26 protein-coding genes are annotated in these 25,601 nt (G+C 35.3%); 22 read left to right on the plus strand and 4 right to left on the minus strand.

Going from position 1 to position 25,601, the window contains the following annotated elements; all coding sequences use genetic code 11:
- Positions 1-32: 32 nt before the first annotated feature.
- From ribD to F5ESL0261_RS01400, 5 genes are all read left to right on the plus strand, one after another.
- Complete coding sequence (gene ribD, locus F5ESL0261_RS01380; RefSeq protein WP_199699935.1) at positions 33-1,094, plus strand: bifunctional diaminohydroxyphosphoribosylaminopyrimidine deaminase/5-amino-6-(5-phosphoribosylamino)uracil reductase RibD; 1,062 nt, start codon at positions 33-35, stop codon at positions 1,092-1,094.
- A complete protein-coding gene (locus F5ESL0261_RS01385; protein WP_122051892.1) occupies positions 1,079-1,684 on the plus strand; it encodes a riboflavin synthase in 606 nt (201 codons plus the stop codon). Before ribD ends, F5ESL0261_RS01385 begins: the two co-directional genes overlap by 16 nt.
- 11 nt (positions 1,685-1,695) lie before the next feature.
- Positions 1,696-2,922 carry a GTP cyclohydrolase II gene (gene ribA, locus F5ESL0261_RS01390; RefSeq protein ID WP_122051962.1) on the plus strand — a complete coding sequence of 409 codons (1,227 nt, stop codon included), beginning with the start codon at positions 1,696-1,698 and terminating at the stop codon, positions 2,920-2,922.
- Between the two features lie 2 nt (positions 2,923-2,924).
- On the plus strand, positions 2,925-3,398 hold the full coding sequence (gene ribH / locus F5ESL0261_RS01395) for a 6,7-dimethyl-8-ribityllumazine synthase (RefSeq protein WP_122051893.1): 474 nt from the start codon (positions 2,925-2,927) through the stop codon (positions 3,396-3,398).
- A gap of 303 nt (positions 3,399-3,701) precedes the next feature.
- Positions 3,702-6,200 carry a BspA family leucine-rich repeat surface protein gene (locus tag F5ESL0261_RS01400; protein WP_122051894.1) on the plus strand — a complete coding sequence of 833 codons (2,499 nt, stop codon included), beginning with the start codon at positions 3,702-3,704 and terminating at the stop codon, positions 6,198-6,200.
- An 86-nt stretch (positions 6,201-6,286) separates the two neighbouring features.
- Here the strand turns inward: F5ESL0261_RS01400 and F5ESL0261_RS01405 are convergent, their stop codons facing one another.
- Positions 6,287-7,480: a hypothetical protein gene (locus F5ESL0261_RS01405; protein WP_158595183.1), complete on the minus strand. Its 1,194-nt coding sequence runs from the start codon at positions 7,478-7,480 to the stop codon at positions 6,287-6,289.
- Between the two features lie 187 nt (positions 7,481-7,667).
- Complete coding sequence (gene rpe, locus F5ESL0261_RS01410; RefSeq protein WP_122051896.1) at positions 7,668-8,312, minus strand: ribulose-phosphate 3-epimerase; 645 nt, start codon at positions 8,310-8,312, stop codon at positions 7,668-7,670.
- Between the two features lie 175 nt (positions 8,313-8,487).
- On the opposite strand from rpe, the gene F5ESL0261_RS01415 reads away from it, so the two are divergent.
- The 9 genes from F5ESL0261_RS01415 (at position 8,488) to F5ESL0261_RS01450 (ending at position 15,497) form a co-directional block, all read left to right on the plus strand.
- Positions 8,488-8,946: a PTS sugar transporter subunit IIA gene (locus F5ESL0261_RS01415; RefSeq protein ID WP_122051897.1), complete on the plus strand. Its 459-nt coding sequence runs from the start codon at positions 8,488-8,490 to the stop codon at positions 8,944-8,946.
- A gap of 13 nt (positions 8,947-8,959) precedes the next feature.
- Positions 8,960-10,312: a PTS galactitol transporter subunit IIC gene (locus F5ESL0261_RS01420; RefSeq protein ID WP_122051898.1), complete on the plus strand. Its 1,353-nt coding sequence runs from the start codon at positions 8,960-8,962 to the stop codon at positions 10,310-10,312.
- A 2-nt stretch (positions 10,313-10,314) separates the two neighbouring features.
- Positions 10,315-10,605, plus strand: a complete 291-nt coding sequence (locus F5ESL0261_RS01425) for a PTS sugar transporter subunit IIB (RefSeq protein ID WP_045927498.1) — start codon at positions 10,315-10,317, stop codon at positions 10,603-10,605.
- Entirely contained in the window at positions 10,602-11,126 is a 525-nt protein-coding gene (locus tag F5ESL0261_RS01430) for a YjbQ family protein (RefSeq protein WP_122051899.1), read from the plus strand. The genes F5ESL0261_RS01425 and F5ESL0261_RS01430 overlap by 4 nt, the downstream gene beginning before the upstream one ends.
- A complete protein-coding gene (locus tag F5ESL0261_RS01435; protein ID WP_122051900.1) occupies positions 11,119-11,715 on the plus strand; it encodes an SIS domain-containing protein in 597 nt (198 codons plus the stop codon). The genes F5ESL0261_RS01430 and F5ESL0261_RS01435 overlap by 8 nt, the downstream gene beginning before the upstream one ends.
- The gene (gene hxlB, locus F5ESL0261_RS01440) at positions 11,708-12,250 is read left to right on the plus strand and encodes a 6-phospho-3-hexuloisomerase (protein ID WP_122051901.1); all 543 of its coding nucleotides are present in this window, start codon (positions 11,708-11,710) and stop codon (positions 12,248-12,250) included. Before F5ESL0261_RS01435 ends, hxlB (F5ESL0261_RS01440) begins: the two co-directional genes overlap by 8 nt.
- Positions 12,251-12,265: 15 nt before the next feature.
- Complete coding sequence (locus F5ESL0261_RS01445) at positions 12,266-14,110, plus strand: transcription antiterminator (RefSeq protein ID WP_122051902.1); 1,845 nt, start codon at positions 12,266-12,268, stop codon at positions 14,108-14,110.
- 149 nt (positions 14,111-14,259) lie between these two features.
- On the plus strand, positions 14,260-14,430 hold the full coding sequence (locus F5ESL0261_RS10110; RefSeq protein WP_158595184.1) for a hypothetical protein: 171 nt from the start codon (positions 14,260-14,262) through the stop codon (positions 14,428-14,430).
- Between the two features lie 77 nt (positions 14,431-14,507).
- A complete protein-coding gene (locus tag F5ESL0261_RS01450; protein ID WP_233560884.1) occupies positions 14,508-15,497 on the plus strand; it encodes a D-2-hydroxyacid dehydrogenase in 990 nt (329 codons plus the stop codon).
- 92 nt (positions 15,498-15,589) lie between these two features.
- Here the strand turns inward: F5ESL0261_RS01450 and F5ESL0261_RS01455 are convergent, their stop codons facing one another.
- Positions 15,590-16,576 carry a LacI family DNA-binding transcriptional regulator gene (locus F5ESL0261_RS01455; protein ID WP_122051903.1) on the minus strand — a complete coding sequence of 329 codons (987 nt, stop codon included), beginning with the start codon at positions 16,574-16,576 and terminating at the stop codon, positions 15,590-15,592.
- Between the two features lie 180 nt (positions 16,577-16,756).
- Here F5ESL0261_RS01455 and F5ESL0261_RS01460 point away from each other — a divergent pair, with 180 nt between their 5' ends.
- From F5ESL0261_RS01460 to F5ESL0261_RS01475, 4 genes are all read left to right on the plus strand, one after another.
- Positions 16,757-17,413: a ribulose-phosphate 3-epimerase gene (locus F5ESL0261_RS01460; RefSeq protein ID WP_034978860.1), complete on the plus strand. Its 657-nt coding sequence runs from the start codon at positions 16,757-16,759 to the stop codon at positions 17,411-17,413.
- 17 nt (positions 17,414-17,430) lie between these two features.
- Complete coding sequence (gene rpiB, locus F5ESL0261_RS01465) at positions 17,431-17,946, plus strand: ribose 5-phosphate isomerase B (RefSeq protein WP_052060281.1); 516 nt, start codon at positions 17,431-17,433, stop codon at positions 17,944-17,946.
- A gap of 16 nt (positions 17,947-17,962) precedes the next feature.
- Positions 17,963-19,816: a beta-glucoside-specific PTS transporter subunit IIABC gene (locus tag F5ESL0261_RS01470; protein WP_122051904.1), complete on the plus strand. Its 1,854-nt coding sequence runs from the start codon at positions 17,963-17,965 to the stop codon at positions 19,814-19,816.
- A 253-nt stretch (positions 19,817-20,069) separates the two neighbouring features.
- Entirely contained in the window at positions 20,070-20,534 is a 465-nt protein-coding gene (locus F5ESL0261_RS01475; RefSeq protein WP_122051905.1) for an alpha/beta hydrolase fold domain-containing protein, read from the plus strand.
- 399 nt (positions 20,535-20,933) lie between these two features.
- Here F5ESL0261_RS01475 and F5ESL0261_RS01480 read toward each other — a convergent pair whose 3' ends face one another.
- The gene (locus F5ESL0261_RS01480) at positions 20,934-21,929 is read right to left on the minus strand and encodes a LacI family DNA-binding transcriptional regulator (protein WP_045927508.1); all 996 of its coding nucleotides are present in this window, start codon (positions 21,927-21,929) and stop codon (positions 20,934-20,936) included.
- Between the two features lie 209 nt (positions 21,930-22,138).
- Here F5ESL0261_RS01480 and F5ESL0261_RS01485 point away from each other — a divergent pair, with 209 nt between their 5' ends.
- From F5ESL0261_RS01485 to hxlB (F5ESL0261_RS01500), 4 genes are read left to right on the plus strand one after another with little or no spacing between them, the layout of a single operon-like run.
- Positions 22,139-23,428: a gluconate:proton symporter gene (locus tag F5ESL0261_RS01485; protein WP_122051906.1), complete on the plus strand. Its 1,290-nt coding sequence runs from the start codon at positions 22,139-22,141 to the stop codon at positions 23,426-23,428.
- A gap of 27 nt (positions 23,429-23,455) precedes the next feature.
- Positions 23,456-24,436: a sugar kinase gene (locus F5ESL0261_RS01490; protein WP_045927510.1), complete on the plus strand. Its 981-nt coding sequence runs from the start codon at positions 23,456-23,458 to the stop codon at positions 24,434-24,436.
- Positions 24,414-25,043 carry an orotidine 5'-phosphate decarboxylase / HUMPS family protein gene (locus F5ESL0261_RS01495; RefSeq protein ID WP_109585825.1) on the plus strand — a complete coding sequence of 210 codons (630 nt, stop codon included), beginning with the start codon at positions 24,414-24,416 and terminating at the stop codon, positions 25,041-25,043. The genes F5ESL0261_RS01490 and F5ESL0261_RS01495 overlap by 23 nt, the downstream gene beginning before the upstream one ends.
- On the plus strand, positions 25,037-25,591 hold the full coding sequence (hxlB, locus tag F5ESL0261_RS01500; RefSeq protein ID WP_045927512.1) for a 6-phospho-3-hexuloisomerase: 555 nt from the start codon (positions 25,037-25,039) through the stop codon (positions 25,589-25,591). The genes F5ESL0261_RS01495 and hxlB (F5ESL0261_RS01500) overlap by 7 nt, the downstream gene beginning before the upstream one ends.
- Positions 25,592-25,601 lie beyond the last annotated feature (10 nt).

The raw sequence follows: 25,601 nt of genomic DNA on the forward strand, positions 1-25,601 counted from the left end.
ACGAGGTTTTTTAATGCTTAGGAAGTGAAATAGTGCAGGATAGAGATTATATGCAAATGGCAGTCCAAGAAGCTTTAAAAGCCCAGGGAATGACTTGGACAAACCCATTAGTTGGTGCAGTTTTGGTTAAAGATGATCAGGTTTTAGCAACTGGCTACCACCATCAATTTGGTAAAGAACATGCGGAAGTAAATACACTGTCGCACTTAGCCGATCCTAAACAAGCGCAAGGAGCAACTCTATATGTTACCTTGGAGCCTTGCAGTCATTATGGTAAACAACCACCTTGTTGCAAAAAAGTAGCCGAAGCCGGAATCAAAAAAGTGGTTATCGGTCAGGTTGATCCTCATCAAATTGTAGCAGGCAAAGGCATTAAATATCTTAAAAATCATGGGGTGCAGACTGAGGTTATTGGTGGCACTGAAAGTTTAAATGTTGCGTATAACTTTTTTTATCAGCAAAAAAGACCGTTTGTAACGCTTAAATATGCAATGTCCATTGATGGCAAAATTAATGCTGCAGACAAAAGAAGAACAATGTTGACTGGGGATGCGGCTCAAGTAGATGTACAAAAATTGCGGTTGCAAAATCAAGCTATTTTAATTGGCGCAAACACATTACGCATCGACAATCCGCTGTTAACTGTCAGAATAAAAAACTTACCACATCCTCCTATTAGGATTGTGTTAACTAAGGATGCCAATCAGCTGGATTTTACTAGCCAATTATTTAAAGCTCGCGGTCAAATTTGGCTACTGAGTGAAACAAACTTAACTCAAAATGTTGGAGAAAATGTGTGCTGTTATACTGCTAGCAAATGGACACCCCAAAAGGTAATCCGGCTTTTGGCTGAACATGAAATTCAATCGTTGTTAGTTGAAGGTGGAAGCAATGTACAGGCTCAATTTGTGGCAGCAGGTTTGGCGGACGAGATAGTAACGTACGTAGCCCCAATAGTTTTAGGCGGCACCGGTTTACCAGCTGTGTTTGGTCAGCCTGCAGCAACCAAAAGTGACTATCAACTTTTGGATGTTAAGAGATTCAATCAAGATATCAGAATACGCGTGAGGAGAAAAGAATGTTTACAGGAATAATTCAGGCAACAGGCACCATTACTCGTTTAGAAATTAACGCGCAACATGCCAGATTGGGCATCTGTGCTTCTGCATTAACGCCAGCAGATTTGCCATTAGGAGCAAGTATTGCCGTGAACGGCATTTGTTTAACCATTACTGACTGGAGCGAAGAAGACTTTGCAGTTGATGTAATGCCAGAAACAATGAGAAGAACTAATCTAGGCAAGTTGCAAAAAGGAAGCTTGGTAAATTTGGAGCCCTCACTAGAGCTAAACGGCAAACTTGATGGACATATTGTTGCAGGACACATTGATACAACAGCCGAGCTGGTAAAACGAGTTGAAAACGAAAATTCTATTGAATTGGAATTTCAAGTACCACATAATTATGATCCCTTTATTGTTGAAAAAGGATCAATTGCTATTGATGGTATTAGTCTAACAGTCACGATGGCAGAGAATAATCATTTTGGAGTAAGTTTAATTCCTTATACTATCCAAAATACTACGCTTGCACATTATCAGGTCGGTGATAAAGCAAATATTGAAGTGGATATGATTGGTCGCTACGCAGTTAAGCAGATTCAGGCTTGGGAAAAAGAATTTTGATGGAGAAAAAAATGACAGAACAATTGAATGAAAAAATGCAAAAAGTATTACAGCATATGTTAAAAGGTGGATTAGTTATTGTCGCTGATTCGCCTCAACGTGAGTCTGAAGGGGATATGATTGGCTTAGCAGAGAAGGTTACACCGCAAGCGGTTAATATGATGATTACTAAGGCTCGTGGATTATTATGCGTACCAATGAGCAAAGCGTATGCCGACCGTCTGCAATTGAAACCAATTGAAACTGGCTCGAACGATACTTTTGGCACGGCTTTTACTCTTAGTGTTGACTCCACTGAAACTACTACGGGAATTTCAGCTTTTGACCGTGCGAAAACAATTAAAAAGTTAGCTGATCCTAATAGTCAATGGGCCGATTTTTATCATCCTGGACATGTTTTTCCGCTGGTAGCTAAAGAAGGTGGCGTGCTGGAGAGGACTGGTCATACGGAAGCAGCCTTAGATTTGGCAAGACTAGCTGGCGTTGCTCCTGTTGGCTTTATCTGCGAATGCATTAAAAAAGACGGAACGATGGCTAGACGTAAAGACTTGAAAGCTTTAGCGGAAGGACTAGGCATTCCTTATTTGACCATTGAAGAGTTAATTGAATACCGTAAAAACCAGGAAAGCAAAGATTTGGGGATTGAATCTTTTACTAAGGTTGATTTTCCTACCAAGTACGGTCACTTCCAGCTTGAAGGGTTTAGAGATACCAAGCACCCTGAAAAGCAACCGACTTTGTTAATCAGTAAGGGTGAAGTTAAAAAAGGTGAGCCGCTTTTGTTGCGGCTTCACAGTGAATGTTTGACTGGGGATGTTTTTGGCTCTAAACGCTGTGATTGCGGCGCTCAATTGGCTGAAGCATTAACTAAAATTGAAGAAAATGGTTCAGGAGCGGTTTTATACTTGCGTCAAGAAGGTCGGGGAATTGGCCTTGAGAATAAATTACGTGCTTATAAGCTGCAAGATGAGGGTATGAATACAGTAGAAGCTAATCAACATCTTGGCTTGCCGGTTGATGCTCGCCGCTACAATGTTGCTGCTGAAATTTTAAGACAAAAAGGCGTTAGTGAGGTTAATTTGATGACCAATAATCCTGACAAAGTGGCACAATTAGAAAACTATGGTATTAAAGTTGCGAAACGAATACCAGTTGAAGTGGGCATGACTGAAGAAAATAAAAAATATTTAGCGACTAAAAAACATGAAATGAATCATATTTTAAATGAGGTGGATTAATTATGAAAGAAATTAACGGAAACATTGCTCAAGGACAAAATAAAAAGATTGGGATTGTTGTTGCTCAGTTTAATGGTGTGGTAACCGATCGACTCCTTTCTGGAGCTGTATCACAATTAAAAAAATCGGGCGTGAAAGATGAAAATATTGTGATTGTGAGAGTACCTGGAGCATTCGAAATTGCCCGCACAGTCAACTGCTTGGCAAAGAGTGGCAAAGTCGATGGCATCATTGCATTAGGAGCAGTAATTCGTGGCGAAACAGCTCACTTTACCTACGTTTGTGAAGGCACTACCTCACAGTTAGCAGCAGCATCAGCAAATGGCACAGTGCCAGTGATGTTTGGCGTGCTAATGACTGATACGGTTGCACAAGCAACTGATCGTGCCGGTGGTAAATCGGGCAATAAAGGTGCAGAATGCGCCACGGATGTGCTAGAGGTTTTAAATATAGAAGAGCAAATTAAACAATTATAATTGCTACATTTAACCACTGTTCATAATGACTAGAAAACAAGTCGCTTCTACTATCAGAAACGACTTGTTTTATTTTTTAATTAATGATTATGTTATTATCAATTATATATTATATAAAAACTATTAATGTTATTTTATATCTTGAATTTTATTGCGATATTTTAATTTATTTATCATTATTTTAGTAAAAATAATTTAAAATAATCTTGCTTTGTTATTATTTAATATATATAATAAAGATGTAATAATATACATACTTTTTTCGGATAGACAAAATAGTTGAATTTATGTTAGGAGGTAAGAATGAATAAAGGATTAGATCACAATAAGCGGACTGGAGCACTGCTTTTTAGCAGTTTAACGGCAGCTGCACTAGGTTTGATGAGTTTGAATACTAATGTGGTAAAGGCTGATAGCAATTCAGGAACACAAGACACTGCACAAAGCTTTAATAAGAATGATAATGATAGTCGTGTTGAAACTCGAGTAGCAAACAATACTGTATCTCAAGCAAATAATCAGGTCGTTACTACTAATAATGCGAATACCACAGCACCAGAAGGAAATGCTAATGGTACTACAGATGATGCAGATGAAAATCAAAATGGAACTGTAAACTCACCGCAAGGTACAAATACAGAATCAGATTCTCAAACTTCTGCTGGTAATGATCAACCAGAAACAGACATTACTAAGAATGAAAATAAAATTAGTACAAAAACTACAAAAGAAGGTAAGTGGGGTAATGCTAAGTTAAGTTACGATAGTGATACTAACGTATTAACTGTGAGTGGTAGTACAGATAAGGAAAACCCAACCATTATAGATAAAAATGCTGGTATGTTAGCTCTATTTTTCAGTCCAACTGGACGAGGCCCTGAGGTGGCGAAGGTTAAAAAGGTAATCTTTGTCGGTCATTTTAAAATTGTTGGCGAGGTCAGGTCAATTTTTATGAGGCTTAGTGGCCTAACTGCTATTGAAGGCTTACAAAACGTTGATACTTCGGAAGCGACCACCATGTATTGCTGGTTTTACCAATGTAATAGTCTTGAAAGCGTAGATCTATCTCAGTTTGATACTTCGCAAGTTACAAGCATGGAATCTATGTTTGATGGCTGTAAAAATCTTAAAGAATTAGATTTGCAGAATTTTAATACTGCGAAAGTTACAAATATGACATGTATGTTTGCAGGGTGTGAGAGTCTTAAAAAATTAAATGTTACCAAGTTTGACACCTCTAATGTCACAGATATGTCATATATGTTTAATCACTGTGCAAGTTTGACTACCATTGATGTACATAATTTTGACACTAAAAATGTTGAAAATATGAAAGCAATGTTTAGTATGTATTATTATGGCGCCAGTGATACGAGTATAGTATTCGGTTGGGATTCCAGCCTTGTCTCACTTGATCTTTCTAACTTTAATACTAGTAAAGTTACGGATATGTCATTTATGTTCATGAAATGTACAAAGCTAAAAGATTTAAACATTTCTAGCTTTGACACCTCTCAAGTTACAACTATGAATAGTATGTTTCAAGGATGTAATAAGTTAACATCTTTAGATCTTAGCAACTTTAAAACCGCAAATGTTACGGACATGTACGGCATGTTTCGAGATACGAATAGTTTAATCAGTTTGAACGTGTCAAGTTTTGATACAACAAATGTAACTAACATGGGGGAAATGTTCTATCTCTACGCTGATACTTACCATGGCGAGAAGTATCCTGAACTTTCGAACTTACGGACTCTAGATATCAGCAATTTTAGAATTAGCGAAAAAACTAAATGTGGCTATATGTTAAATGGTCAAGTAGGATTGCTAGTTTTGAAATTAGGAGACAATGTCAAAAACTTTTCACAAATGGGTCTTAATACGCCAGGAATTTGGCTAAATGTCGGTCCTGGAAGAGAAATACAGCATCCTGAGGGCAAAGATCAATGGCCATCAGATGAATTGATGAAAAATTGGAATGGTAAAAAAGAAACATATGTGCGCCAAGCTACAATAACAGCACACTATCAAGATGAAGAGGGCAAGACGCTTGCGCCTGATGAGTCTTTCACTGGTACATATGGCACTAATTACGATTTTAAAAAAGATATTCCAGGATATACTTTAATAGCCACGCGGGGAAAGGTGTCAGGAACCATTGGAAAAGAACTGGATGACGTTATATTTGTCTACAAAAAGAAGGATTCAGACAATTCAGGCTCAAACGGTCATGGAACAAACTCAGGGATAAATGATAATAATACTATAGCAAGGGTTGAAGTTCATTATGAAGATGAAAACGGTAATCAAATCGCTCCTAATGTTATTTTAAGCGGTAATGTTGGTGACGGCTATCAAACTGAAACAAAAGCTATTTCCGGTTATACGTTAAAGACTAGACCTAATAACGCCACAGGTTTCTTTACCAGCCAGCCTCAGGACGTGGTTTACGTTTACACGAAGAATGATCAAAGTGCTAAGGAACCAGGAAAAGAACCAGGACAGGAACCAAGCGACAATGACAATAGTCATAATTCTAGCGGTAATGCAAAGCCGAATAAGAATAAGAAGGGAACACATAAGACTAATAAAAAGGCAACTAAAGAAAAGAAGTCTACCAGTAAACCAAATGAAGGTCGTAGACAACCAGGTAAGTCCACTGGAGCAAGTAAAAAGACCAGAACTCTGGCTCAGACAGGTTCAGATTGGAAATCTCAAGTAGGTATGCTTCTCTCAGGTGCTTCAGCATTAGTTTTGAGTCTTTTAGGTGTGGGGATTAAACGCAAAAGAAAAGAATAATAACTTTTTAAAGCATACTAATTTAAAAAGTTAACTTAAATCAATCACTTCTATTATGAGAAATGGTTGATTTTTTTGACCAATTTTTAATTGATCATTTCTAAGCGGTATCGTTGCACATTATTGCCTAAAAGGCTAAAAACCAGTAAAAGGGAAATTCCAGCAGCAAGTAAAGTAAGAGCTGGCTGGTGGCAAGCATTGGCAATTGCGGATACTGCGACAGTAAAAAAGATATTCAATAGAGCACTCCCCAACTGCAAGAAACTTGATTGGGAAGACTGGACCTCTTTACCGGTTCTTTTAATTCTGGTTTTATTGCACCAATTAGCGATTGGTAAAGTTTCGCCATATATCAGTACAGTAATAACGCTCATAGTAACGATTGTTTGCTTTAAAAAGAAAATTCCTAAAGCCAGCGTGGTAATAAATACTAAAGTACTGAGCAGCCAAAATGTATTATCAAAGCGAATAAGAATAGCACCTAAGAAAAGACCGCTGACTACTGCAACTAGTAGCCAGTAAACGTGACTGTAGTTAGGATCAATTGCTTTCCAGAAATAGATCATCAACCCGTTAAATACTGATTGGAGGGCACTGGTAAAGATGGCAACAATAATTGAGGCGCGTAAGCCTTTGCTAGCAGTTATGTTGTGCCAAACTGTCATGAGGTGGGTTAAGGTTTTAAAACTATTTTGGTTTTTAGTAAAGTGACTTTGGCGTAAAGCAATAGAGAGAAAGATATTTATAAAAAAACCGTAGCTTGCTACTAAGAGAAAATACAAATAGTTGCGGGTAGTAAAAATTAAAACTGCCATCGCTGCCACACTGGCAATATTACCAATAAGTCCGGCAATGGAATTAAGGTTAATAGTTGACTCCAGTGCATTATCAGTCAGAAGTGACTTTAAATTCCCAGTGAAAGATAACCCTTCTACTAAGCTAAACATTGTTATACAAAGGTCAACCAGAATGTATAAGGGTACAAAGTATTTTTGCGGGAAAGTAAAAGGGAGTAATAAAAATAAACTCAGTAAAATATACATCCAGATAAGCATGCGTCGCTTATCAGTGTTGTCAAGCTTGGAACCAATAAATAAAACGCTCAAAATAAGTGCTAACGAACTGATACTCGAAATTAAGCCGTTAATAACGATATTATCTGAATATTCACGGATAATTAGTGAACCACCAATTCCAACTAAGATGCTGCTAAAATTAGTCAAAAAATTGATTAGTGGTAATAATATTTGGTTACGGCTGAGAAAGTTATTATTGTCCAATTTTGCCACGCTTTCGTTTTGTATAATGAGAAGCGTAACATATAGGAACTTAGCTGACAGCAAAAGTAACATAAAAGGCCGTTTCTTTTACTTGAAACGGCCTTTTTCAATATGCAAAATTAAATTGTATTTAAAATTGACTTTCAAAAGGGATAAAAAGACCATTTCCGTTAAGGAAATGGCTTTTTTATATATTTTTTAATGTTTGAATTTGTTTTTTAAAATCTCCTTTAAAAATGTAAGAACCTGAAACTGCAATATCAAGTCCTGCTTTTTTTAGTTCGTTAATATTTTGCCTGCTAATGCTGCCATCAGCTTCAATTTGATAATGATAATGATTAATTTGTCTCAAATCATCCAATTCTTTAACCTTGTTAACAGTGTTGGGAATAAATTTAGCACCACTTGTTCCAGGATCAACTGACATGACCATCACTTGATCAACAAAATCGAGAACAGGAGTTATGGCATTGACAGGGGTACCAGGATTAATAATAACTTCGCTTTTTTTGCCTGCATGTTTAATTAATGATAGAGCACGATGAATATGCTGTGTTGATTCTACATGTATGCCAATTACTTTTGTAGTTTTACAACAATAGTGGTTAATTAATTTCTCTGGGTTATTTACCATCATATGAATATCGAGTGGGACTGAAGAGTAATCACTTATTTCCTTAACCAGATTTTCGCCAAAATCAATTTCAGAAACAAAAGTACCATCCATTACATCAATATGAAAATAATCAGCTCCTCCTTTTTCTAATAAAGTTAATGTTTTTGCTAAATTGATTTTTGGGCCACTATGTAAAGATACGGCTATTTCGACCATTTTATCTCCTCCTTAATATAATTTATAACTAGCGTTTTCTTTTATTGCAAAATGGTTTTTGCCCAGTGAGAGTGAAAGTTATGCTTTTTTATTTTCACCTTAAGGTGCAAAATTGCTTTTTCCTTTCTTAAATAAAGCGCTTAATATTGTGACGTAAAGAAAGGCGGATGAAGGAATGTTCTTCGATAAAAGAATAATCAAGCTAGATGTTGATGCACGTGATAGCACAGAAATAATTACCAAAATGGCTAAGGCACTGAGAGAAAGGGATGTAATTAAAGATAGTTATTTGGAACATGTTTTAAAACGGGAAACCGACTTTCCAACTGGGTTAGAACTTGAAGAGGGATTTGGAGTGGCAATTCCGCACACGGATTCGGCATATGTCAATACTTCACAGATAGCTCTAGCAACTTTAAAAACCCCCGTTCAATTTAAAAGCATGGTAAATAAATCTGTCAATGTCAAAGTAAACATTGTCTTTATGATTGCAATGAGCAAGCCGCATGAACAGGCACAGTTATTAAGCAATTTAATGACTTTTTGCCAAAATAAAACGGCTATTAAAGAGCTAATGTCAGCATCTGATATTGATCAAGCAGATCAAATATTGAAGAAATACGGATTGAATTAAAGGAGTGGTAAAAATGTTTGTACAAGCCATACATTGGTTCTTAGACTTAGGCTCAACAGTTGGTATACCAATTATTATCATTATTTTGGGTCTCATTGTGGGTTTAAAACCATCTAAAGCACTGATATCTGGGTTGACCTTAAGTGCTGGTTTTATTGGAATGAATATGGTAGTCAACATGATGGCTACTAACTTGCAGCCTGCAATTAAATTGATGGTTGCAAGATATCATTTATCATTAAGTATTATGGATGTTGGTTGTGGAGTTGGAGGACCACTTGCCTTTTCCAGTTCCTTAGGTGTTTTAGCAATTCCGCTAACTATTTTAATAAATCTGGTTTTAGTATGGATTGGTTTAACGAGAACACTGAATGTTGATATTTGGAATTTGTGGCAACCAACATTTATTGGTTTGCTGGTATGGGCAGTTTCAGGTAATTATATATATGGCATAATTGCTTTAGCTGGTGGTTTTCTACTGGAACTATTGTTAGCAGACTTGATGCAGCCAATTACGGAAAAGTTTTTCAACTTGCCTGGTATTGCTGTAACTCATACAATGGCTCTTTCAGCCACGATTTTAGCTGTACCATTAAACTGGTTATTTGATAAAATTCCAGGATTTAATAAGTTAGACGCAAGTCCAGAAAGAATTCAAAAACGATTTGGTGTTTTAGGTGATCCATTAGTTATTGGCTTTATTGTAGGAGTTGGTATCGGTTTACTAGCAGGCTTTGATGTTTCAGGTATTTTGCAACTTGGAGTTGAAATGGGTGCAACATTGAAGATCATGCCAAAGATGATTTCAATGTTTATGGAAAGCTTAACCCCAATTTCTTCAGCAACCCAAGAGTTTACTAAGAAGCATTTACACGGCAAAAAAGTAAACATTGGTATGGATGCGGCTTTAACTGTTGGTCATCCAGCTGTGATTGCTACTAGTGTTTTAATGATTCCAATCTCACTGTTCTTAGCGACAATTTTACCTGGTAATAAAGTTTTGCCTCTAGGAGATTTAACACTTTATGTTTATGTATTTACTCTATTAGTTGGTGCTTTTAAAGGCAATATTATCAGAAGTTTGATAGGAGCAGTTATCTATTCGGTACCAATGCTGTATTTGTCTACTTGGCTTTCACCATTAGTAATGAAGAGTTTCAAGTTGGCCAATTACAGTATTAATACGAAAGGAGCGTTTTCATTTGAACTGTCTGGATTATGGACAAATTCAATTTTCGTTTGGATGACGCAAAACTTCGGTGTTATCGGTTTGGGTGTTTTGATAGTTGTTTTACTTGGTCTTCTATACTATTTAAATGTAATTAAGAAATTTAATGCTGGTCCAAGTGCAGAGAAAGGTGAATAATCATGAAAAAAATGCTAATTATGTGTGGTGCTGGACATGCTACTTCAACCATTGTCCACGCAAAAGTTAATGACTGGCTAAAAGAGAACGGCTTCGAAAATGACGTTGAAATTAAGCAATCTGCTGTCAGTCAAGAAGTTGAGAACATTCAAAATGGCAATTATGATATTGTTATTTCAACTACAATAGTTCCTGATGAAATTAAGGACAAGGTAATTAATGGCGTAGCGCTTTTGACAGGCGTTGGTACAGATCAAGTATGGGACAAAGTAAAGGCAGCTATTGAATCATGAGTTTCTATTTTGATGAATTAGAGCTAGAAACAGTTCAAGGCAGACCGTCTTATCATATGATTACGGAGCAAGTAAAAGAAGCTGTTAACAAAAGTAATATTGCTAATGGTATTTGCTTAGTACAAACAACGCATACAACATGTTCTGTCTATTTTGACGAGTATATGCATGACAAAAATTACTATGATGATGATTTCCTGCAAGTTGATCTAACTAATGTGTTGGACAAGATAATTCCTCGTCAGCAGTCAGAGAATTATCCCTATCTTAGTCCTGGTCCTGAACATATTGCCTATGGCATGAAAAAGACTGATCCTAATTATCCTGCGGTTAAATGGACAATGTTAAATACAGATGGCCATTTGAGATCAGATTTCCTTGGGTCAAGCGTTACCTTGGGAGTTAAGCAGCATAAACTACTTTTAGGTTCAGTTGGTCAGATCTTTTTTGCTGATTTTGATCAAACTAGAGCAAGAAAAAGGAAAGTTGAAATCATAATTCTAGGTGAAACAGATGAATAATTATTCCGCACTTTTCCAAGCTGAGGGCGAAGAAATTATTAAGCTTGGCCAAAGCATTACTGAAGAGGATTTTACTCATTTACTAAAAACCATAGAAAAAAATACTAATAATGTTTTTCTCACTGGTTGTGGTACTTCAGCAATGGCAGCTCGCAAAGTAACCCACACATTAAATGTTGTAGGCATCTCAGCTTTTTATCTTAATCCGTCAGACGCTGTTCATGGCGGTTTAGGACAAGTGAAAAAAGGCGATACTGTTATCTTCATATCAAAAGGTGGTTCTACTAAAGAATTAACCAGCTTTGACCAAAATGTTAAAGAGAAACAAGCAAAAATTGTCGCTATAACTGAAAATGTTGATTCTGTTTTGGCCAAAAATGCAGATTTGGTTGTAAAAGTTAAAGTTGAAAAAGAACTGGATGAGTTTAATATGTTGGCTACCACCAGTACATTGGCAGTAATTTCTCTATTTGATGTTATAGCTACAATACTAATGAAAGATGAAAATTTTACCAAAAAGGCCTTTTTATTAAATCATCCTTCTGGTAAAGTGGGGCAGCGACTAGCAAAGGATGTCAGAAATGATTGACGAATTTGATCAAATTATTAATGAACTTGGCAATATACATTGTGATCTCACAAATGAAAAAGCTGACCAAATTTTAAGAATGTTTTTGAATGCCAAAAGTATTTTTCTTTCGGGTGAAGGCAGAAGTGGCTTAATGATAAATGCTCTTGCAAATCGGTTAACGCAGTTTGGCCTTAGAGTGCATTTAGTCACTGAGATAACAGCACCAGCAATTGGTAAAGACGATTTATTAATTTTTAATTCTGCAAGTGGTAAATCATCAACTCTTATTTCGCAAGAGGAAAGTGCTAAAAGAGCAAAAGCAAAAATTATAGTTTTTACAGCCAATAAAAAGGCACCGCTTAATCAAAAATGTGATGTTGCTGTATTAATTGAAGCTCAAGACAAGGATACAACTGGTTCTTCAATTCAGCCTATGGGAAGTTTGTATGAACAATCTTCTTTACTATTGTTTGACAGCTTGGTATTAAGAGCTCTTCATACTAATTTGATTACAGTAAGTCAATTACGTTCAGTACACTCTAATCTTGAATAGGTGAGGAGATATATGATGGGTGGCAACAGAGATTTATTAGATTTTTTACGACAAAATAATGAATCTTGGATCACTGCGAAAACTCTTGCAATGAAACTGGCAATATCAGAAAGAACGGTGAAAAATAGAATAGCTCAGTTACGCCAAAACAATATTGAAATTGAAAGTGGACCAAAAGGTTATAAATTTAAAGGTAGCAATGAAATCCAGATAAAGAATAGCAACTTACCTATGACCGTCAATCAAAGAAGCTCGTGGCTAATAAGAAAATTGATTATGGCGGAAGAACCAATCAATATTTATGATTTATCTGGTCAACTTTACATTAATGATGTGGAGCTAAGAAAAGAAATAAAAAATTTAAGCAATGAGTTTTCCAACTTTGATCTGAAATTAGTTCGTTCTGGTGATTTTTATCATGTTGAAGGAAAAGAAGAAAATAAAAGGAAAATATTGTCGTCAATCATATACCATGAATTGAATGGAACGCTGTTGAATGAAAAAGCAATTAAAGAATATTTTCCTGATGTCAAAGTTCATACAATCAGTAAAGTTTTAAGTCAAAGCATTACTGAAACTAAGACAAAATTAGATTCTTTTAATTTTAGCAACTTCTTATTACACCTGGTAATTATGATTGATCGTTCTGATAAAACAATTGAAAAGCCCGATGTTAATAGAATTGATAATGTTTTAGTACATCGGCTTGTAGAAGAGATTAATAATAAAACTAATTATTGTTTGTCCGAAGATGATGTTAAGCAATTGGTAAATATGTCGGAACTATTAATAGGCAATCATAAGATTGAAGTACCCGAAAAGTCACAAATTAATAAGTTATTTAAGAGAATTGTTTTGTTTGTGAGAAAGACGTATGACTTAGATCTTGACGAAGAATTATTTAAAAAAAGATTTTTGCCACATTTATTACGTTTAATAGATCGTTTTAAGAATAATAATATAATTCATAATCCTTTAGCAAAAAATATTAAAAATTCTTCACCTACAATATATGAATGTGCTACTTTAATAGCATATGAAATAAATAATGTGTTAGGTATTTCAGTTAGTGAAGAAGAAATTGCTTTTATTGCTTTGCATGTAGGTAATATCGTTACCGAGCAAATCAGAAATGAAAATAAAGTTATCGGTCAATTGTTCATGCCAGAATATCATGGTAATGCTAAAGACACTGTAGACATTATTGATCAAAAATTTAATAATGATATGGCTTTACTTAATACTATTACCGATGAATCTGATATTTTGGATGAAACGCAACTGGTAATTGTGGCAGATTCGAAACAAATTATAAAAAATCATAATTTTGTGCAAATTTCTAGTTTTTTGTTACCTAACGACATTAATAAAATTCAAAAAGCAATTAAGCAGATTAAGGATGCAAATTTATCTCAAGGATTAAAACGTGGTCTGGCAAAATTTACATCTAAAAATAATTTTGTTAGAGAAAGTGGCAGTAGGAGCGCTTCAGAAATCATTCACTATATATCTAGGCAATTTATTAAAGAAAAAATTGTTGGTCAGGACTTTGAAAAAAAGATCTTAGAAAGAGAAAAGCTTTCTAGTACAGCTTTTGGATCAGTTGCAATTCCGCACCCTATTGATTATGATGCCGAGAAGAGTCAGTGGTTTATTTATATTAACCCTAAGGGAATAAAATGGGGAAATCAGTTAGTTTATTTAATTATTACGTTGGCTTCGAGCAAGAAGGATGAGAAGAGATTCCGTAAAGTTTTTGATGAACTATCTGAGGTTATCATTAATGATAATAAAGTTTCCAAGTTAACTGCCAGTAAAACGTATGATGAATTTGTGAATGAAATTGTGAAAGTTGAATAATTAATCAGTAATATAAAAATGTATTGTTATTTCGGATAGCAGTACATTTTTTTGTTGACAATTTTAAAAATTTACTTTCGCACTGTATAACTAAACCTTTATAATTAAGATACTACTTTTTTAATCAATCTAATAAGTTGGGAGAACCTATGACTACAATTAGTAGCTTGCATGGCGTACCCGTAATTTCTAAAGTTTGTGACTCGCTAGTAGCAGCTACGGGATTAGTAATGGGACAACGGGGTGTCAATATGCCTCTAGCCTGCATTCGCGGTCTTGAATATGAAAAAGTTAGGCTTTTGGTATTGTCGATACCGTGAATTAGAATCAATCCGATTTTTCCAACTAGAAAGCTAAGATTACCAATTTTTTAAGAAAAGAATAGGAGAGATAAAAAGTGAAAATTATTTGTTATGGTGTAATTAAAATGGAAGAAAAAATTATTGAAAACTGGGCTCAAAAAAACCAAGTTGAAATAAAAATCGTCCACGATGACTTGTCTGCAGATAATGCTGATTTAGCACAAGGTTTTGACGGAGTGAGTTCTGAAGGAAATCTTCCAGTCGGTGCCAGTGTCTACGAAAAATTTAAGCAATATGGTATTAAGCAATTATCCGTGCGGCAGGTTGGAGTTGATAACCAAGATTTAGCAGCCGCAAAAAAGAATGGTATTAAAATTACAAACGTTGCAGCTTATTCACCAAGAGCCATTGCCGAACTCGGTGTAACCGATGCAATGTATTTACTGCGTAAAATTGGGATTTACCAAGACAGAATGGCTCATGGGGATTTTACTTATGATAAAAGTACAATTAGTACTGAAATTTTTAATTGCACTGTCGGTATAATTGGTGCCGGTCATATTGGTGGAGCTAGTGCACACCTATACAGCGCACTAGGGGCTAAAGTTTTGGCTTATGACCCTGTTTATGACGCGTCTCTAGAACCCTACCTCACTTATACTGACTTTGACACGATTCTTGCTAAATCCGATATTATTTCTTTGCATACGCCATTACTAGCAAGTACCGAAAACATGATTGACAAAACTGCTTTTGATAAAATGAAGAAAAAGCCCATTTTGATTAACGTAGCTCGTGGGGGCTTAGTTGACACACAAGCTTTAATTGCGGCCCTTAAAAATGGGCAAATTTCTGCTGCCGCCTTGGATACTTTAGCTGATGAAACAGATTTTTATGATAAAAAGAATATGCTGAATTCACTACCGGAAGATTATAAAGAACTACAAGCAATGCCTCAGGTATTAATTACTCCGCATATTGCTTTCTTCACAAAACTAGCTGTTAAAAACAGTATTGAAATTGCTTTGAACGATGCTAAAACAATTATTTCCGGAGGAGAAGTAAATAGCGTAGTTAACTTGTAAATAGATAGTGAAAATATTTTGGCCGCAAATGGTCGTTATAACAATAAAATGAAACAGCATCTTTAAACAAAAATAGCTAAGTTTTTACTTAGCTATTTTGTGGTTTCTCTGATTATTAATTTAGTTGGAATTAGAAATTGACTTCCTTTTTCATTTTGCTTATTGATGGCATGCATCATGCTGGTAACAGCTGTTTGTGCAATTTCTCTGGTATTTTGCTGAATGGTTGTTAACTTTGGTGTAACTATGTTAGCTGCAGGTACATCGTCGAAACCAATTACTTGAATTTGTTGAGGAACTTGATAACCAAGATTTTTAAGATATTTGAGTAATTCCATTGCAATCCCGTCATCGACCGCAAATAAACTGTCAGTTTTGGGATTTTTTTGCAAAAATTTGGCGAATGAAGATTGACTTTGCAACTTCAGTTCGTGGCGTGACTTAACGAATTTAAGAGAATGATTTTTCAAACTTTCTTTAAAACCATCAATTCTAGATTTAACTGAGCTACTAACCTTTTTGACTACGACCACAGGAGATTCTGCTCCTTTTTGAAATAAATAATTAGTTGCATCCAGGGCGCCCTGATAGTGATTAGAGGAAATAAAAACTGTATTATGAAAATTTTCTGGTTCGCGGTCAATACAAATGTAGGGAATTTCTTTTAGAGAACTTTGAAATTTAAAACCGTGTTGATAAGATCCGGAAATTACAATAATGCCATCAACCTTTTTGTTTTCAAGCATACGTAAGTATGCTTTTTCTTTTTGTTCATTTTTATCAGTATTACAAATAATGGTGGAATAGTTTTTGTTAAACAGCAACTCTTCAATTTTTTGAACCAAATCGGCAAAGAATGGATTTTTAATGTCTGGAACAAGGATTCCAATGGTGAATGTAATATTCGTACGCAAACTACGGGCATTGTTATCGATTTTATAGCCAGTTTGCTTAATAACGTCTAAAACCCTTTGCCTGGTTTTTTCAGAAAACCTGCCATTATTATTAATTACCCGTGAAACTGTTGCAGTTGAAACATTACATAATTTTGCAATGTCTTTAATTGAATATTGCTTCATTACCTACTCCTTCATTTATTGCCTAATTATATCATTAAAATAAAAATTTAAGTTCTTTTATAGTTAAACGATTGCTCTATTTATCATGTACTATTTAGAAAAACGTTTACAAAATAAAAATTAAGTGTAATAATATCAGTGTGTTGTGTGAGTAAACGATTACTCAAAAAGGAGGAGAAAATGTCTTTAATACTAAGTCCGTCAATGATGTGCGCAGATTTTAGTAATTTAAAACAAGAAGTTGAAAAGCTGAATAACGCTGGAGTCGATATGTATCACATGGATGTAATGGATGGTAGATATGTTCCGAATTTTGCATTAGGACCAGAAGATTATCAAACAATCCGTTCCTTGACGAAAAAACCTATGGATGCTCATTTGATGATTGAAAATCCCCGTTCTTACATTAAATTCTTTAGTGATTTGGGAGCAGACATTATTTATTTTTGTCCAGATGCTGAAAAACAACCTGCGAGGACGATTGATGATATTCACGCTTTGGGTAAAAAAGCTGGAATTGCAGTAAATACGGGAACGTCTTTCACTACAGTTCAAGAACTTTTACCTAACGCAGACTATGTTTTAGTAATGACTGTTCATCCAGGATTTGCTGGACAGCCATTTCAAGATTTTGTAATGCCAAAGCTGCAGCAGTTTGTCGCGGCAAAAGAAAAGTATAAATATGTTTTAGGAATTGACGGAGCAGTTTCACGAGAAAAAATTAATCAACTGCATAGAAAAGGCGTTGATAATTTTATTCTCGGAACTTCAGCACTATTTAACAAGTCAGTTTCTTATCAGGAAACAATTGCTCAAATCAGAAAGGAAAATCAGTAAAAATGGTTGCAAAGAAAATAAAAATAGCTTTTGGATCAGATCATGTCGGCTTGGAACTGAAACCGACAATTATGGAATATGTTAAAAGTTTAGGTTATGAAGTTTATGATTTTGGGACAAAGAGTAATGAGCGAACTGATTACCCTATTTACGGTCAAAAGGTTGGTAAAGCCGTTGCTAATGGGGATTATGATCTGGGAATCGTAATTTGTGGCACTGGTGTAGGCATTTCATTAGCAGCAAACAAGGTAAAAGGTATTCGTGCCTGCGTATGCAGTGACTGCTATTCAGCTAAGCTCTCGCGAATGCATAACAATACAAATGTATTAGCTTTCGGCTCTCGCGTAGTTGGTCCAGAGTTAGCCAAGATGATCGTCAAAAATTGGTTAGAAGCCAAATATATTGGCGGTCGTCATGAAAGAAGGGTAGAAGAATTAGCAGCAATTGAAAGTGATAATGAACAAAAGTTTGATGAATTGGAGCACTCTAAAGAATTTGATGGCAAAGAACAATTTGAGGACCAATCATTGTAAGGGATAGGTGAAAAAAATGTCCGAAAATCTTGGCAAAAAAATCTTATCGTTAGTTGGGGGACAGGATAATATTACAAATATTACCCACTGTGCTACACGACTTAGGATGCGCTTAGCAAATAGTGAAATAGCTCATAAAAATAAAGCAAAAATTGAATCTTTAGATGGAGTCATTAGCGTTGTAGAAAAAGCTGGCCAGTTTCAAGTTGTTATTGGGCCAGCGGTACCTCAGATTTATGATCAGTTAATTGAAAACACGGATTTAACAAGCAGCGAAAATGAGCATACAGCTAAAGAAGAGAATACCAACTGGTTTCTAAAATTAATGGATGTTATTGGAGGGATTTTTACCCCATTGCTACCGTTATTTGCTGGGTCAGGTGTTTTTAGAGGGTTAGTTTTACTTGCAACACAATTAAACTGGTTATCTACATCTTCTTCTACTTATCATATTTTGACAGTGGCTTCAACGGCTGTCTTTTATTTCTTACCGATAATGCTTGCAGTTACCGCTGCTGAAAAGTTTAAGTGTGATAAATTTGTGGCTGCAGCCATTATGGGTGCTTTAATAATGCCTGAGTTTATGAAACTAATGGGTAGTACAGGCAATGGTACAGTTGTCCATTTCTTTGGTATACCTTTAGTGTTAATGACCTATACTTCAACAGTTGTGCCAGCTATCTTGGCAACTTGGTGTCTATCATACTTGGAAAAATGGCTAAGAAGTTGGATACCAACTAATTTACAGTTATTATTTGTTCCACTAATATCTTTATTTGTTATGGTGCCGTTAACTGCAGGAGTTTTTGGACCGTTTGGCGTATACGTAGGAGAAGGGATTTCAAATGTTATTAATTGGTTAATGAACCTTAACGGTTGGGTTGCAGGAGCCATGATAGGTGGCGTGTGGAATATTTTTGTTATATTCGGCTTACAGTGGGCAGTTAACCCAGTAATGATTAATAATATTAGCAGCTTAGGTTATGACTATATTGTGCCATTAACATGTGCGGCCAACTTTGGTATGGCAGGAGCAACACTTGGTACTTTTGTCAGAACAAAAGACAAAAAAATGAAGGCTTATTCTATCTCAGCGCTTTTATCAATTTTCTTTGCCGGCATTACAGAACCAGCGATATACGGTATTGGAATCCGTTATAAAAAGCCTTTAGTTGGAGCTGTTGCAGGAGGAGCAGTTGGCGGTGCGATTATTGGTGGAATGAAAGCTAAAGCATTTGCGTTTGTGTTTGGTGGTTTAACAACCTTACCAGCTTTCGTAGGTAAAACTTTTATTCCTTATTGTGTAGGATTACTAGCCTGCTTTGTTGTCGGCTGTGTTGTCACAATGGTTTTAGGTATTGACGAGAATAATACCGAACAAGCAGCAGATAAATCTGATTCAGTACAACCTGTTTCAGATGAAAGTATTTTGAGTCCAATTTCGGGAGAGATTGAGGACTTAACTCAAGCTCATGATCCAGCATTTGCTGATGGTTCAATGGGTGACGGCTTTGTTATTGAGCCTAGTTCAGGAGATGTTTATGCACCATTTGATGGTGAAGTTACTATGCTATTTAATACTAAACATGCAATTGGCTTAACTTCAGACAATGGCGTACAAGTAATGATCCATATTGGAATTGATACAGTTAAACTAAATGGCGAATATTTTGAAAGTTTTGTCAAACAAGGAGATAAGATTAAGCAAGGTCAAAAGCTATTACATTTTGACTTAAATGAAATTAAAAAAGCAGGTTATGATTGCTCTACTGTTGTCATCGTTATGAATACTAAAGATTATCAAAGCGTTGAACTACTGAATGCAGGGAAAAATGATCATGGCAGTGCCACTTTGAAAGTTCAAGTTTAGCTTTTATAATTTCTATTATAAGAAAAATATTAATTAATAGACTAATAAATTACAGTTTTGTTAACTTAATTTATTAGTCTTTTTTCTGAAATAAAAAGTTTTTTCACAAAGTAAATTATTTTGATAGAATGTAAAATAAAAATAACCATTTTTATTTTATGTCACTGCTCTATATGAAATGTTTTTGCTAAATGCTAGTATATTATTAAAGTAACAAACATAGTATTTACTTAAGCAAATCTTGGAGGATATCATGATTATCAGAAATTCAGCATACGGTGAAGAATGGGGGTTATTAGACCCTAAAGTCTTGGAAAGAACTAAAAATAAGCCTCTTCTTTCTGACGAAGAAGCCATGGCTCCTATAGATTTAAGCACTATTGATTTCCAAAATGCGAGAGATGGCATGGGTTCGCCAAATAAAGATTTAACTAGTTCATCAATTATTGATAAAAGTATTTTAGTTCAATGTGAAAATAGATATATACCTGCTATAGTTTGCAGGCCTGCTAGTAAAATTCCCACACGCAATGCCTGTCTATATTTGCATGGTGGTGGCTTTATCGGTGGTAATAGTTCAACTTTGCTAAATCAATGCCGTTTAATTGCGGAGAAAGCAAATTGCACTGTTATTTCTCTTGATTATCGTTTAGCTCCAGAAACTCCCTTTCCAGGGGCTTTGCATGATTCTTATGAAACAGTGCAATGGATTTGTTAATCATCAAAAATATTTAGGTTTAAAAATTGACAATGTAAAGTAAATAATAAGAACTAAGCCTTTAAAAAGCAGGTCATTGACCTTACAAAAAAAGAAGATGAATCATAAAAATGTGATTCATCTTCTTTTTTCTTTGCTAAGTTGACGGATAGAATAAACCAGATGTTTTTGCAAAATAGTAAAGTCTAAAATGAAAACCTAAGATTTTTTAAACTATGGCATAACTTTGGCACATAATGATTGGTTTCTGATCGATTTGAGTTAGTTAATACTATCAAGACTGAGGAAAAATGTATGTATAAAGGACACTGACCGATAACCTCAGTGCACTTTTGTTGATCTGTTAAAAGATCTTTTTCAGAATTATTTATTTAGGTTTTTAACATTTAATTCTACCAGCTAAAATTTAGCAGGAACAATAAGGGGTTCATAATTTTTGCTATTATCTTCTCCACTTAAACTCTTAAGTAAAATTTCTGCAGCACTTGCTCCCATTAGATATGGGTTTTGGGAAATTAATCTTGCTTCGGGTAAAATGGTTTGTACTAATTTGGTATCTGAAAATCCAGTGATCAAGACTTGGTCGCTATTTAAAAAGCCATCGGCAAAAAGCATAGGTAAAAATGCAAGTAGCCAACGTTCTTTGAAACTAAAAATCAAAGTTTTTTTATTTCGAACTTTTTGTTTTAACAGGAAAGATTCAATCTTATTTTTAATCGTCACATAATTATACGACTCTTCGTCAAGCTCAATTAAATGAATTTGATCAGGATTTGCAATAGCACAAACACCACTGTATCTGTCTCTTCTTGTGGAAGCAATTTTGACTTCAGAAGATAAAATTAAGATGTCATCGCAACCTTGTTTTAAAAAATATTTCGTGGCATCCTTTGAAGCCGTAACATTATTGGAAATAACCTGAGGCCAGCGTTTGGTGGCTAGCCGTCTGTCTAAGATTACTGTGGGAATGTTATGGATAAATTCAGATTGAATGGTTTTTATATTACTACCCAAGGGTTGAAACAGTAGTCCATCAAAGAAACTGCTGCTGACGGTTTTAATTAATTCTCGTTCTCGTTGCTGTTCTGCATTGGTATCTAACAAAAAAGCCTCATAACCTTTAACTCTGAGGATGTTAGATGCTCCTTTAAACAATTCAGTTGAAAAATAATCGTCTATATTGGAAACAACTACCGCAATAGTCTTGCTTTGATTAGTAGCCATTTGACGAGCTGCAAGATTAGGAATGTAATTTAAGTCTTTAATTGCTTGTTCTATTGCCTTAGCTTTTTCTTCGGAAAGTCTACCTTTAGCCTTATTATTTAAATACCTTGATACAGACGCAACGGAAACATGTGCTAATTCAGCTACGTTACGGATTGTTGCTTTTTTCATAATCACTATTCTTTTTGTTAAATGTTTTTAAAACTAGTATATCATTTTAATGCTCTTAAAATGATATATTGCAAAAATCAGTATTAATTTGAAAAGCGCTTGCAAAGACAAACTAAATGTTTTATATTAAGAAGGTAACCGGTTACCTTAAAAAGAAATATGCTGATATTCATTAGATGAAATAATGAGTTAGTAAAGAGGTAAGTGTAATGAGTTCTACAATAATAGCAATTTTGCTATTAATAACTTTTGCTTTATTTATATGGTACATTTTAAAAGGTGGAAACTTGATGATTGGCTTCTTCGTGATGGCAATCTTATGGTGCGTCATTGGTTTAGTACCATTTAATGAAGCAATTAATAAAGTTTTTGCGCAGCCAGCGCTCAGCTATGGTCCAACTATTATTTATATTGTATTTGGTTCATGGTTTGGTCGAGTACTGGTAGATAGTGGGATTGCACCTGCAATATCAGAAGCTACTAAGTCAATTGGTAAAAAGAAGCCACTATTAGCAGCAATTTTAGTTGTTTTAGTTACAGCTTTTATTTTTGTAAGTGCATACGGTGTTGGTTCAGTAATAGCAATTGGAGTTATTTTATTACCAATTCTATTATCATTGGGATTGCCTCGAGATGTTGCTTTGGCAGCATTTTCTATGGCTATTGGTGCCCCAATGTATATTAACGTTGTGCTTTATAACCAGATGAAGGCCTTTGTGCCAAAAGCTGCTTATGACAGTAAGTACCTTACTTTTGGTATATGTGCTGCAATAGTACAGCTGCTGGCAATTATTATCTTTTTATTCTTTAATCGTAAAAAGATTGATCCGGCGATGGCAGATAATAATCTTAAATTAATTGGAGCCGAAAATAATGAAAATAGTGTTACTAAAGTTCCTAAAATAGCGTACATTGTTCCTGTTATTCCAGTTGCAATGAATATGGCATTTAAATGGGATGCGGTACCTGCATTAACTTTAGCAAGTATTATTGCTATTTTCTTAACTGGTCAATTTAAAGATTACAAGAAGGGACTTAAGTTTTTAAATGATTCAATTTCTCATGCAATCAGTGATATTGCAGGATTGATCATGTTTTTAATGGCTCTGGAAAGTTTTACTGGCGCTGCAACTATTAATGCTGAAAGATTTCGTCCGATATTGGCAGCTGTTTTGCCTCATGAACACTTAATCCTTTGTCTTGCTTTGGGTATTTTGGCTCCACTCGCTTTATTCCGTGGTCCTTTACACGTTTGGGGTGCCGGAGCAGCCACCGCTGCAGTTTTGTATAGTACTGGATTATTCAGTGATGCCTTCTTATTACCACTCTTATATGTTCCAACTTTGATGGCTGTATCTGTAGATATTACCCAATCTTGGAATGTCTGGGGTTTAGACTATATGAAGGTAAAGTCAAAGGACTTCTTAAAATATGGTGTACCTGTAATGTGGGTAGTTTCAATTATAAATGAAATACTTGTTTATCACTTTTTTGAGTGAGTATGAAAGACAAAGAGAGGAAAGATTATGTCTGAAGTAATTACTATTGGTGAACCACTTGTTATATTGTGTTCAAAAGATCCAGATGTTTCTTTAGTAGACGCTGAAGAATTTCACAAGGTGATGGGTGGTGCTGAACTAAATGTTGCTATTGGCGTGAGAAGGCTGGGACACTCTGTTGAGTATGTTACACGAGTTGGCGAAGATCCTTTTGGCAAGTATGTTCAAAAAACTATTGCTTCTCACAATGTAGGTACTAAGTATGTTAGTTATGATGATAAGTATTTTACAGGTCATCAATTAAAGCAGTTAGTAACACATGGTGATCCTGCGACTTTTAACTACCGGCGTGATTCTGCTGCTTGTCACCTAGAAGCCAGTCAGATTGATAATATTGATTTAAGCGATGTTAAAATTGCCCATATGTCTGGAATTTTTCCTGCAATTTCTGATACTGCAGAAAAAACTTTCCGTGCTTTTTACAAAAAGCTAATTGCTGCAAAAAAACTAATCACGTTTGATCCTAATTTGCGGCCACCTTTATGGAAGAGTAAAGATTATATGATTAAGACAATCAATGAACTGGCGGGCATGGCTGATATTGTCTTGCCGGGTATCAGTGAAGGCAAGACATTAATGGGTTCGGAAGATCCAGAAGAAATAGCTGACTTTTACTTGAAAGGTGAAAGAACTACAACAGTAATGGTTAAACTAGGAGATAAAGGAGTTTTCGTCAAAAATGCTAAAGGTGAAGAATACACTGTTCCTAGTTTTAAACCAGATAAGGTTCTTGATACTGTCGGTGCTGGAGATGGATTTGCTTTAGGTCTGATTACTGCTTTGCTTGAAGGAAAAAGTTTGAAGGCCGGAGCTATTCGCGGTAATGCTGTAGGTTGTCTGCAGGTGCAAACCTTAGGTGATAATGACGGGTATCCTACAAAAGAAGAATTAAAAGAATTTTATCAAAAACAGGGTGTTTCTGAAGATGAAGCTGCAAGTCGCAATTGATCGGGTCTCTTTAGCCGATGCAGTTCAACTGGCACGAAAACTTGATGGTATTGCTGATATTGTAGAATTTGGTACTTCAATAATAAAAGATTATGGCTTTTATGAAATTCAAGCTGCAAATGTCAATTTAAAACACAGTTTGCTTTTATTGGATACTAAAACTAATGATGAGGGCCAATACGAATTTGAACAAGGATTTAAAACCGGTGCAGATATTCTAACAGTAATGGGAACGGCTGGTCAGGAAACTCTTGCCGGCGTTTATCAAATTGCAGAGCAAAAAAACAAGAAAGTACTTATTGACTTAATGGGAATGAGCAATAAAGCCATTTTAGAGATTGCCAAATTTCCGAATGCAATTTATAACTTGCATAATTCTCATGATGCTGGCAAAAACACGGATTTGACTAATCTAGTCTCTGATTTCAGGAAGAATTTTCCCGCAATTAAAAATATAGCAGTTGCTGGTAGTATTGATTTAGAGCAGGCAAAAAAATTAGCTGTGCAAAACGAGGTACAAGAGGTTATTGTAGGAAGTAAAATTGTTCATTCTAATGACCCTGTTAATGAGGCCAGCAAGTTTAAGGAGATTATTAATTTATGTTAGATTCTAAACATTTAATTAAACCTGTTTTAGCAGAAATAAATACAGTTTTAGATAAAGTAAGCGAAGCAGAAATTGATCAGGCTGCAACGTTAATTACTAAGGATAAAAGGATATTTGTTTTAGGCTCAGGCCGCTCTGGGTTTATGGCTAAAAGTTTTGCTATGAGGTTAATGCATATTGGCTACCAGGTTTATGTTATTGGAGAGACAATTACACCTTCAATTCAGCCAAACGATGTTTTAGTTTCTGTGTCAGGTTCTGGTAAAACCAGCAGTGTGCTGGAATTGACAGAAAAAGCTGCTGAATCTGGAGTTGAAGTAATTGCAGTATCGAGCAACTCCAATTCACCTTTGGTCAAATTGGCGGACCGCGTGATAATAGTACCTGGGGCAACGAAAAATGGGGATGGAGTTAAATCTATTCAACTTTTAAGTTCTCTGTTTGATCAAAGTGTGCACATTGTGCTAGATATTCTTTGTCTCAAGTTGAGCATCAGGGATGAAGTTTCTAATGGTGCTGCTAAAAAGCAGCACAGTAATATGGAATGATAGGAGAGTT

Source organism: Lactobacillus sp. ESL0261, from assembly GCF_003693025.1.
In the GTDB taxonomy this organism is placed as follows: domain Bacteria; phylum Bacillota; class Bacilli; order Lactobacillales; family Lactobacillaceae; genus Lactobacillus; species Lactobacillus kullabergensis.

What these genes read in the sequence shown, in the direction of transcription:
- F5ESL0261_RS01445 (WP_122051902.1), top strand. Translation starts at nt 12,266, where the DNA reads ATGGGTGGCAACAGAGATTTATTAGATTTTTTACGACAAAATAATGAA.
- F5ESL0261_RS01435 (WP_122051900.1), top strand. Translation starts at nt 11,119, where the DNA reads ATGAATAATTATTCCGCACTTTTCCAAGCTGAGGGCGAAGAAATTATT.
- F5ESL0261_RS01415 (WP_122051897.1), top strand. Translation starts at nt 8,488, where the DNA reads ATGTTCTTCGATAAAAGAATAATCAAGCTAGATGTTGATGCACGTGAT.
- F5ESL0261_RS01385 (WP_122051892.1), top strand. Translation starts at nt 1,079, where the DNA reads ATGTTTACAGGAATAATTCAGGCAACAGGCACCATTACTCGTTTAGAA.
- F5ESL0261_RS01425 (WP_045927498.1), top strand. Translation starts at nt 10,315, where the DNA reads ATGAAAAAAATGCTAATTATGTGTGGTGCTGGACATGCTACTTCAACC.
- hxlB (WP_122051901.1), top strand. Translation starts at nt 11,708, where the DNA reads ATGATTGACGAATTTGATCAAATTATTAATGAACTTGGCAATATACAT.
- F5ESL0261_RS01485 (WP_122051906.1), top strand. Translation starts at nt 22,139, where the DNA reads ATGAGTTCTACAATAATAGCAATTTTGCTATTAATAACTTTTGCTTTA.
- F5ESL0261_RS01455 (WP_122051903.1), bottom strand. Translation starts at nt 16,576, where the DNA reads ATGAAGCAATATTCAATTAAAGACATTGCAAAATTATGTAATGTTTCA.
- F5ESL0261_RS01475 (WP_122051905.1), top strand. Translation starts at nt 20,070, where the DNA reads ATGATTATCAGAAATTCAGCATACGGTGAAGAATGGGGGTTATTAGAC.
- F5ESL0261_RS01480 (WP_045927508.1), bottom strand. Translation starts at nt 21,929, where the DNA reads ATGAAAAAAGCAACAATCCGTAACGTAGCTGAATTAGCACATGTTTCC.
- ribH (WP_122051893.1), top strand. Translation starts at nt 2,925, where the DNA reads ATGAAAGAAATTAACGGAAACATTGCTCAAGGACAAAATAAAAAGATT.
- F5ESL0261_RS01430 (WP_122051899.1), top strand. Translation starts at nt 10,602, where the DNA reads ATGAGTTTCTATTTTGATGAATTAGAGCTAGAAACAGTTCAAGGCAGA.
- F5ESL0261_RS01400 (WP_122051894.1), top strand. Translation starts at nt 3,702, where the DNA reads ATGAATAAAGGATTAGATCACAATAAGCGGACTGGAGCACTGCTTTTT.
- F5ESL0261_RS01495 (WP_109585825.1), top strand. Translation starts at nt 24,414, where the DNA reads ATGAAGCTGCAAGTCGCAATTGATCGGGTCTCTTTAGCCGATGCAGTT.
- F5ESL0261_RS01490 (WP_045927510.1), top strand. Translation starts at nt 23,456, where the DNA reads ATGTCTGAAGTAATTACTATTGGTGAACCACTTGTTATATTGTGTTCA.
- ribA (WP_122051962.1), top strand. Translation starts at nt 1,696, where the DNA reads ATGACAGAACAATTGAATGAAAAAATGCAAAAAGTATTACAGCATATG.
- hxlB (WP_045927512.1), top strand. Translation starts at nt 25,037, where the DNA reads ATGTTAGATTCTAAACATTTAATTAAACCTGTTTTAGCAGAAATAAAT.
- F5ESL0261_RS01420 (WP_122051898.1), top strand. Translation starts at nt 8,960, where the DNA reads ATGTTTGTACAAGCCATACATTGGTTCTTAGACTTAGGCTCAACAGTT.
- F5ESL0261_RS01460 (WP_034978860.1), top strand. Translation starts at nt 16,757, where the DNA reads ATGTCTTTAATACTAAGTCCGTCAATGATGTGCGCAGATTTTAGTAAT.
- F5ESL0261_RS10110 (WP_158595184.1), top strand. Translation starts at nt 14,260, where the DNA reads ATGACTACAATTAGTAGCTTGCATGGCGTACCCGTAATTTCTAAAGTT.
- rpe (WP_122051896.1), bottom strand. Translation starts at nt 8,312, where the DNA reads ATGGTCGAAATAGCCGTATCTTTACATAGTGGCCCAAAAATCAATTTA.
- F5ESL0261_RS01470 (WP_122051904.1), top strand. Translation starts at nt 17,963, where the DNA reads ATGTCCGAAAATCTTGGCAAAAAAATCTTATCGTTAGTTGGGGGACAG.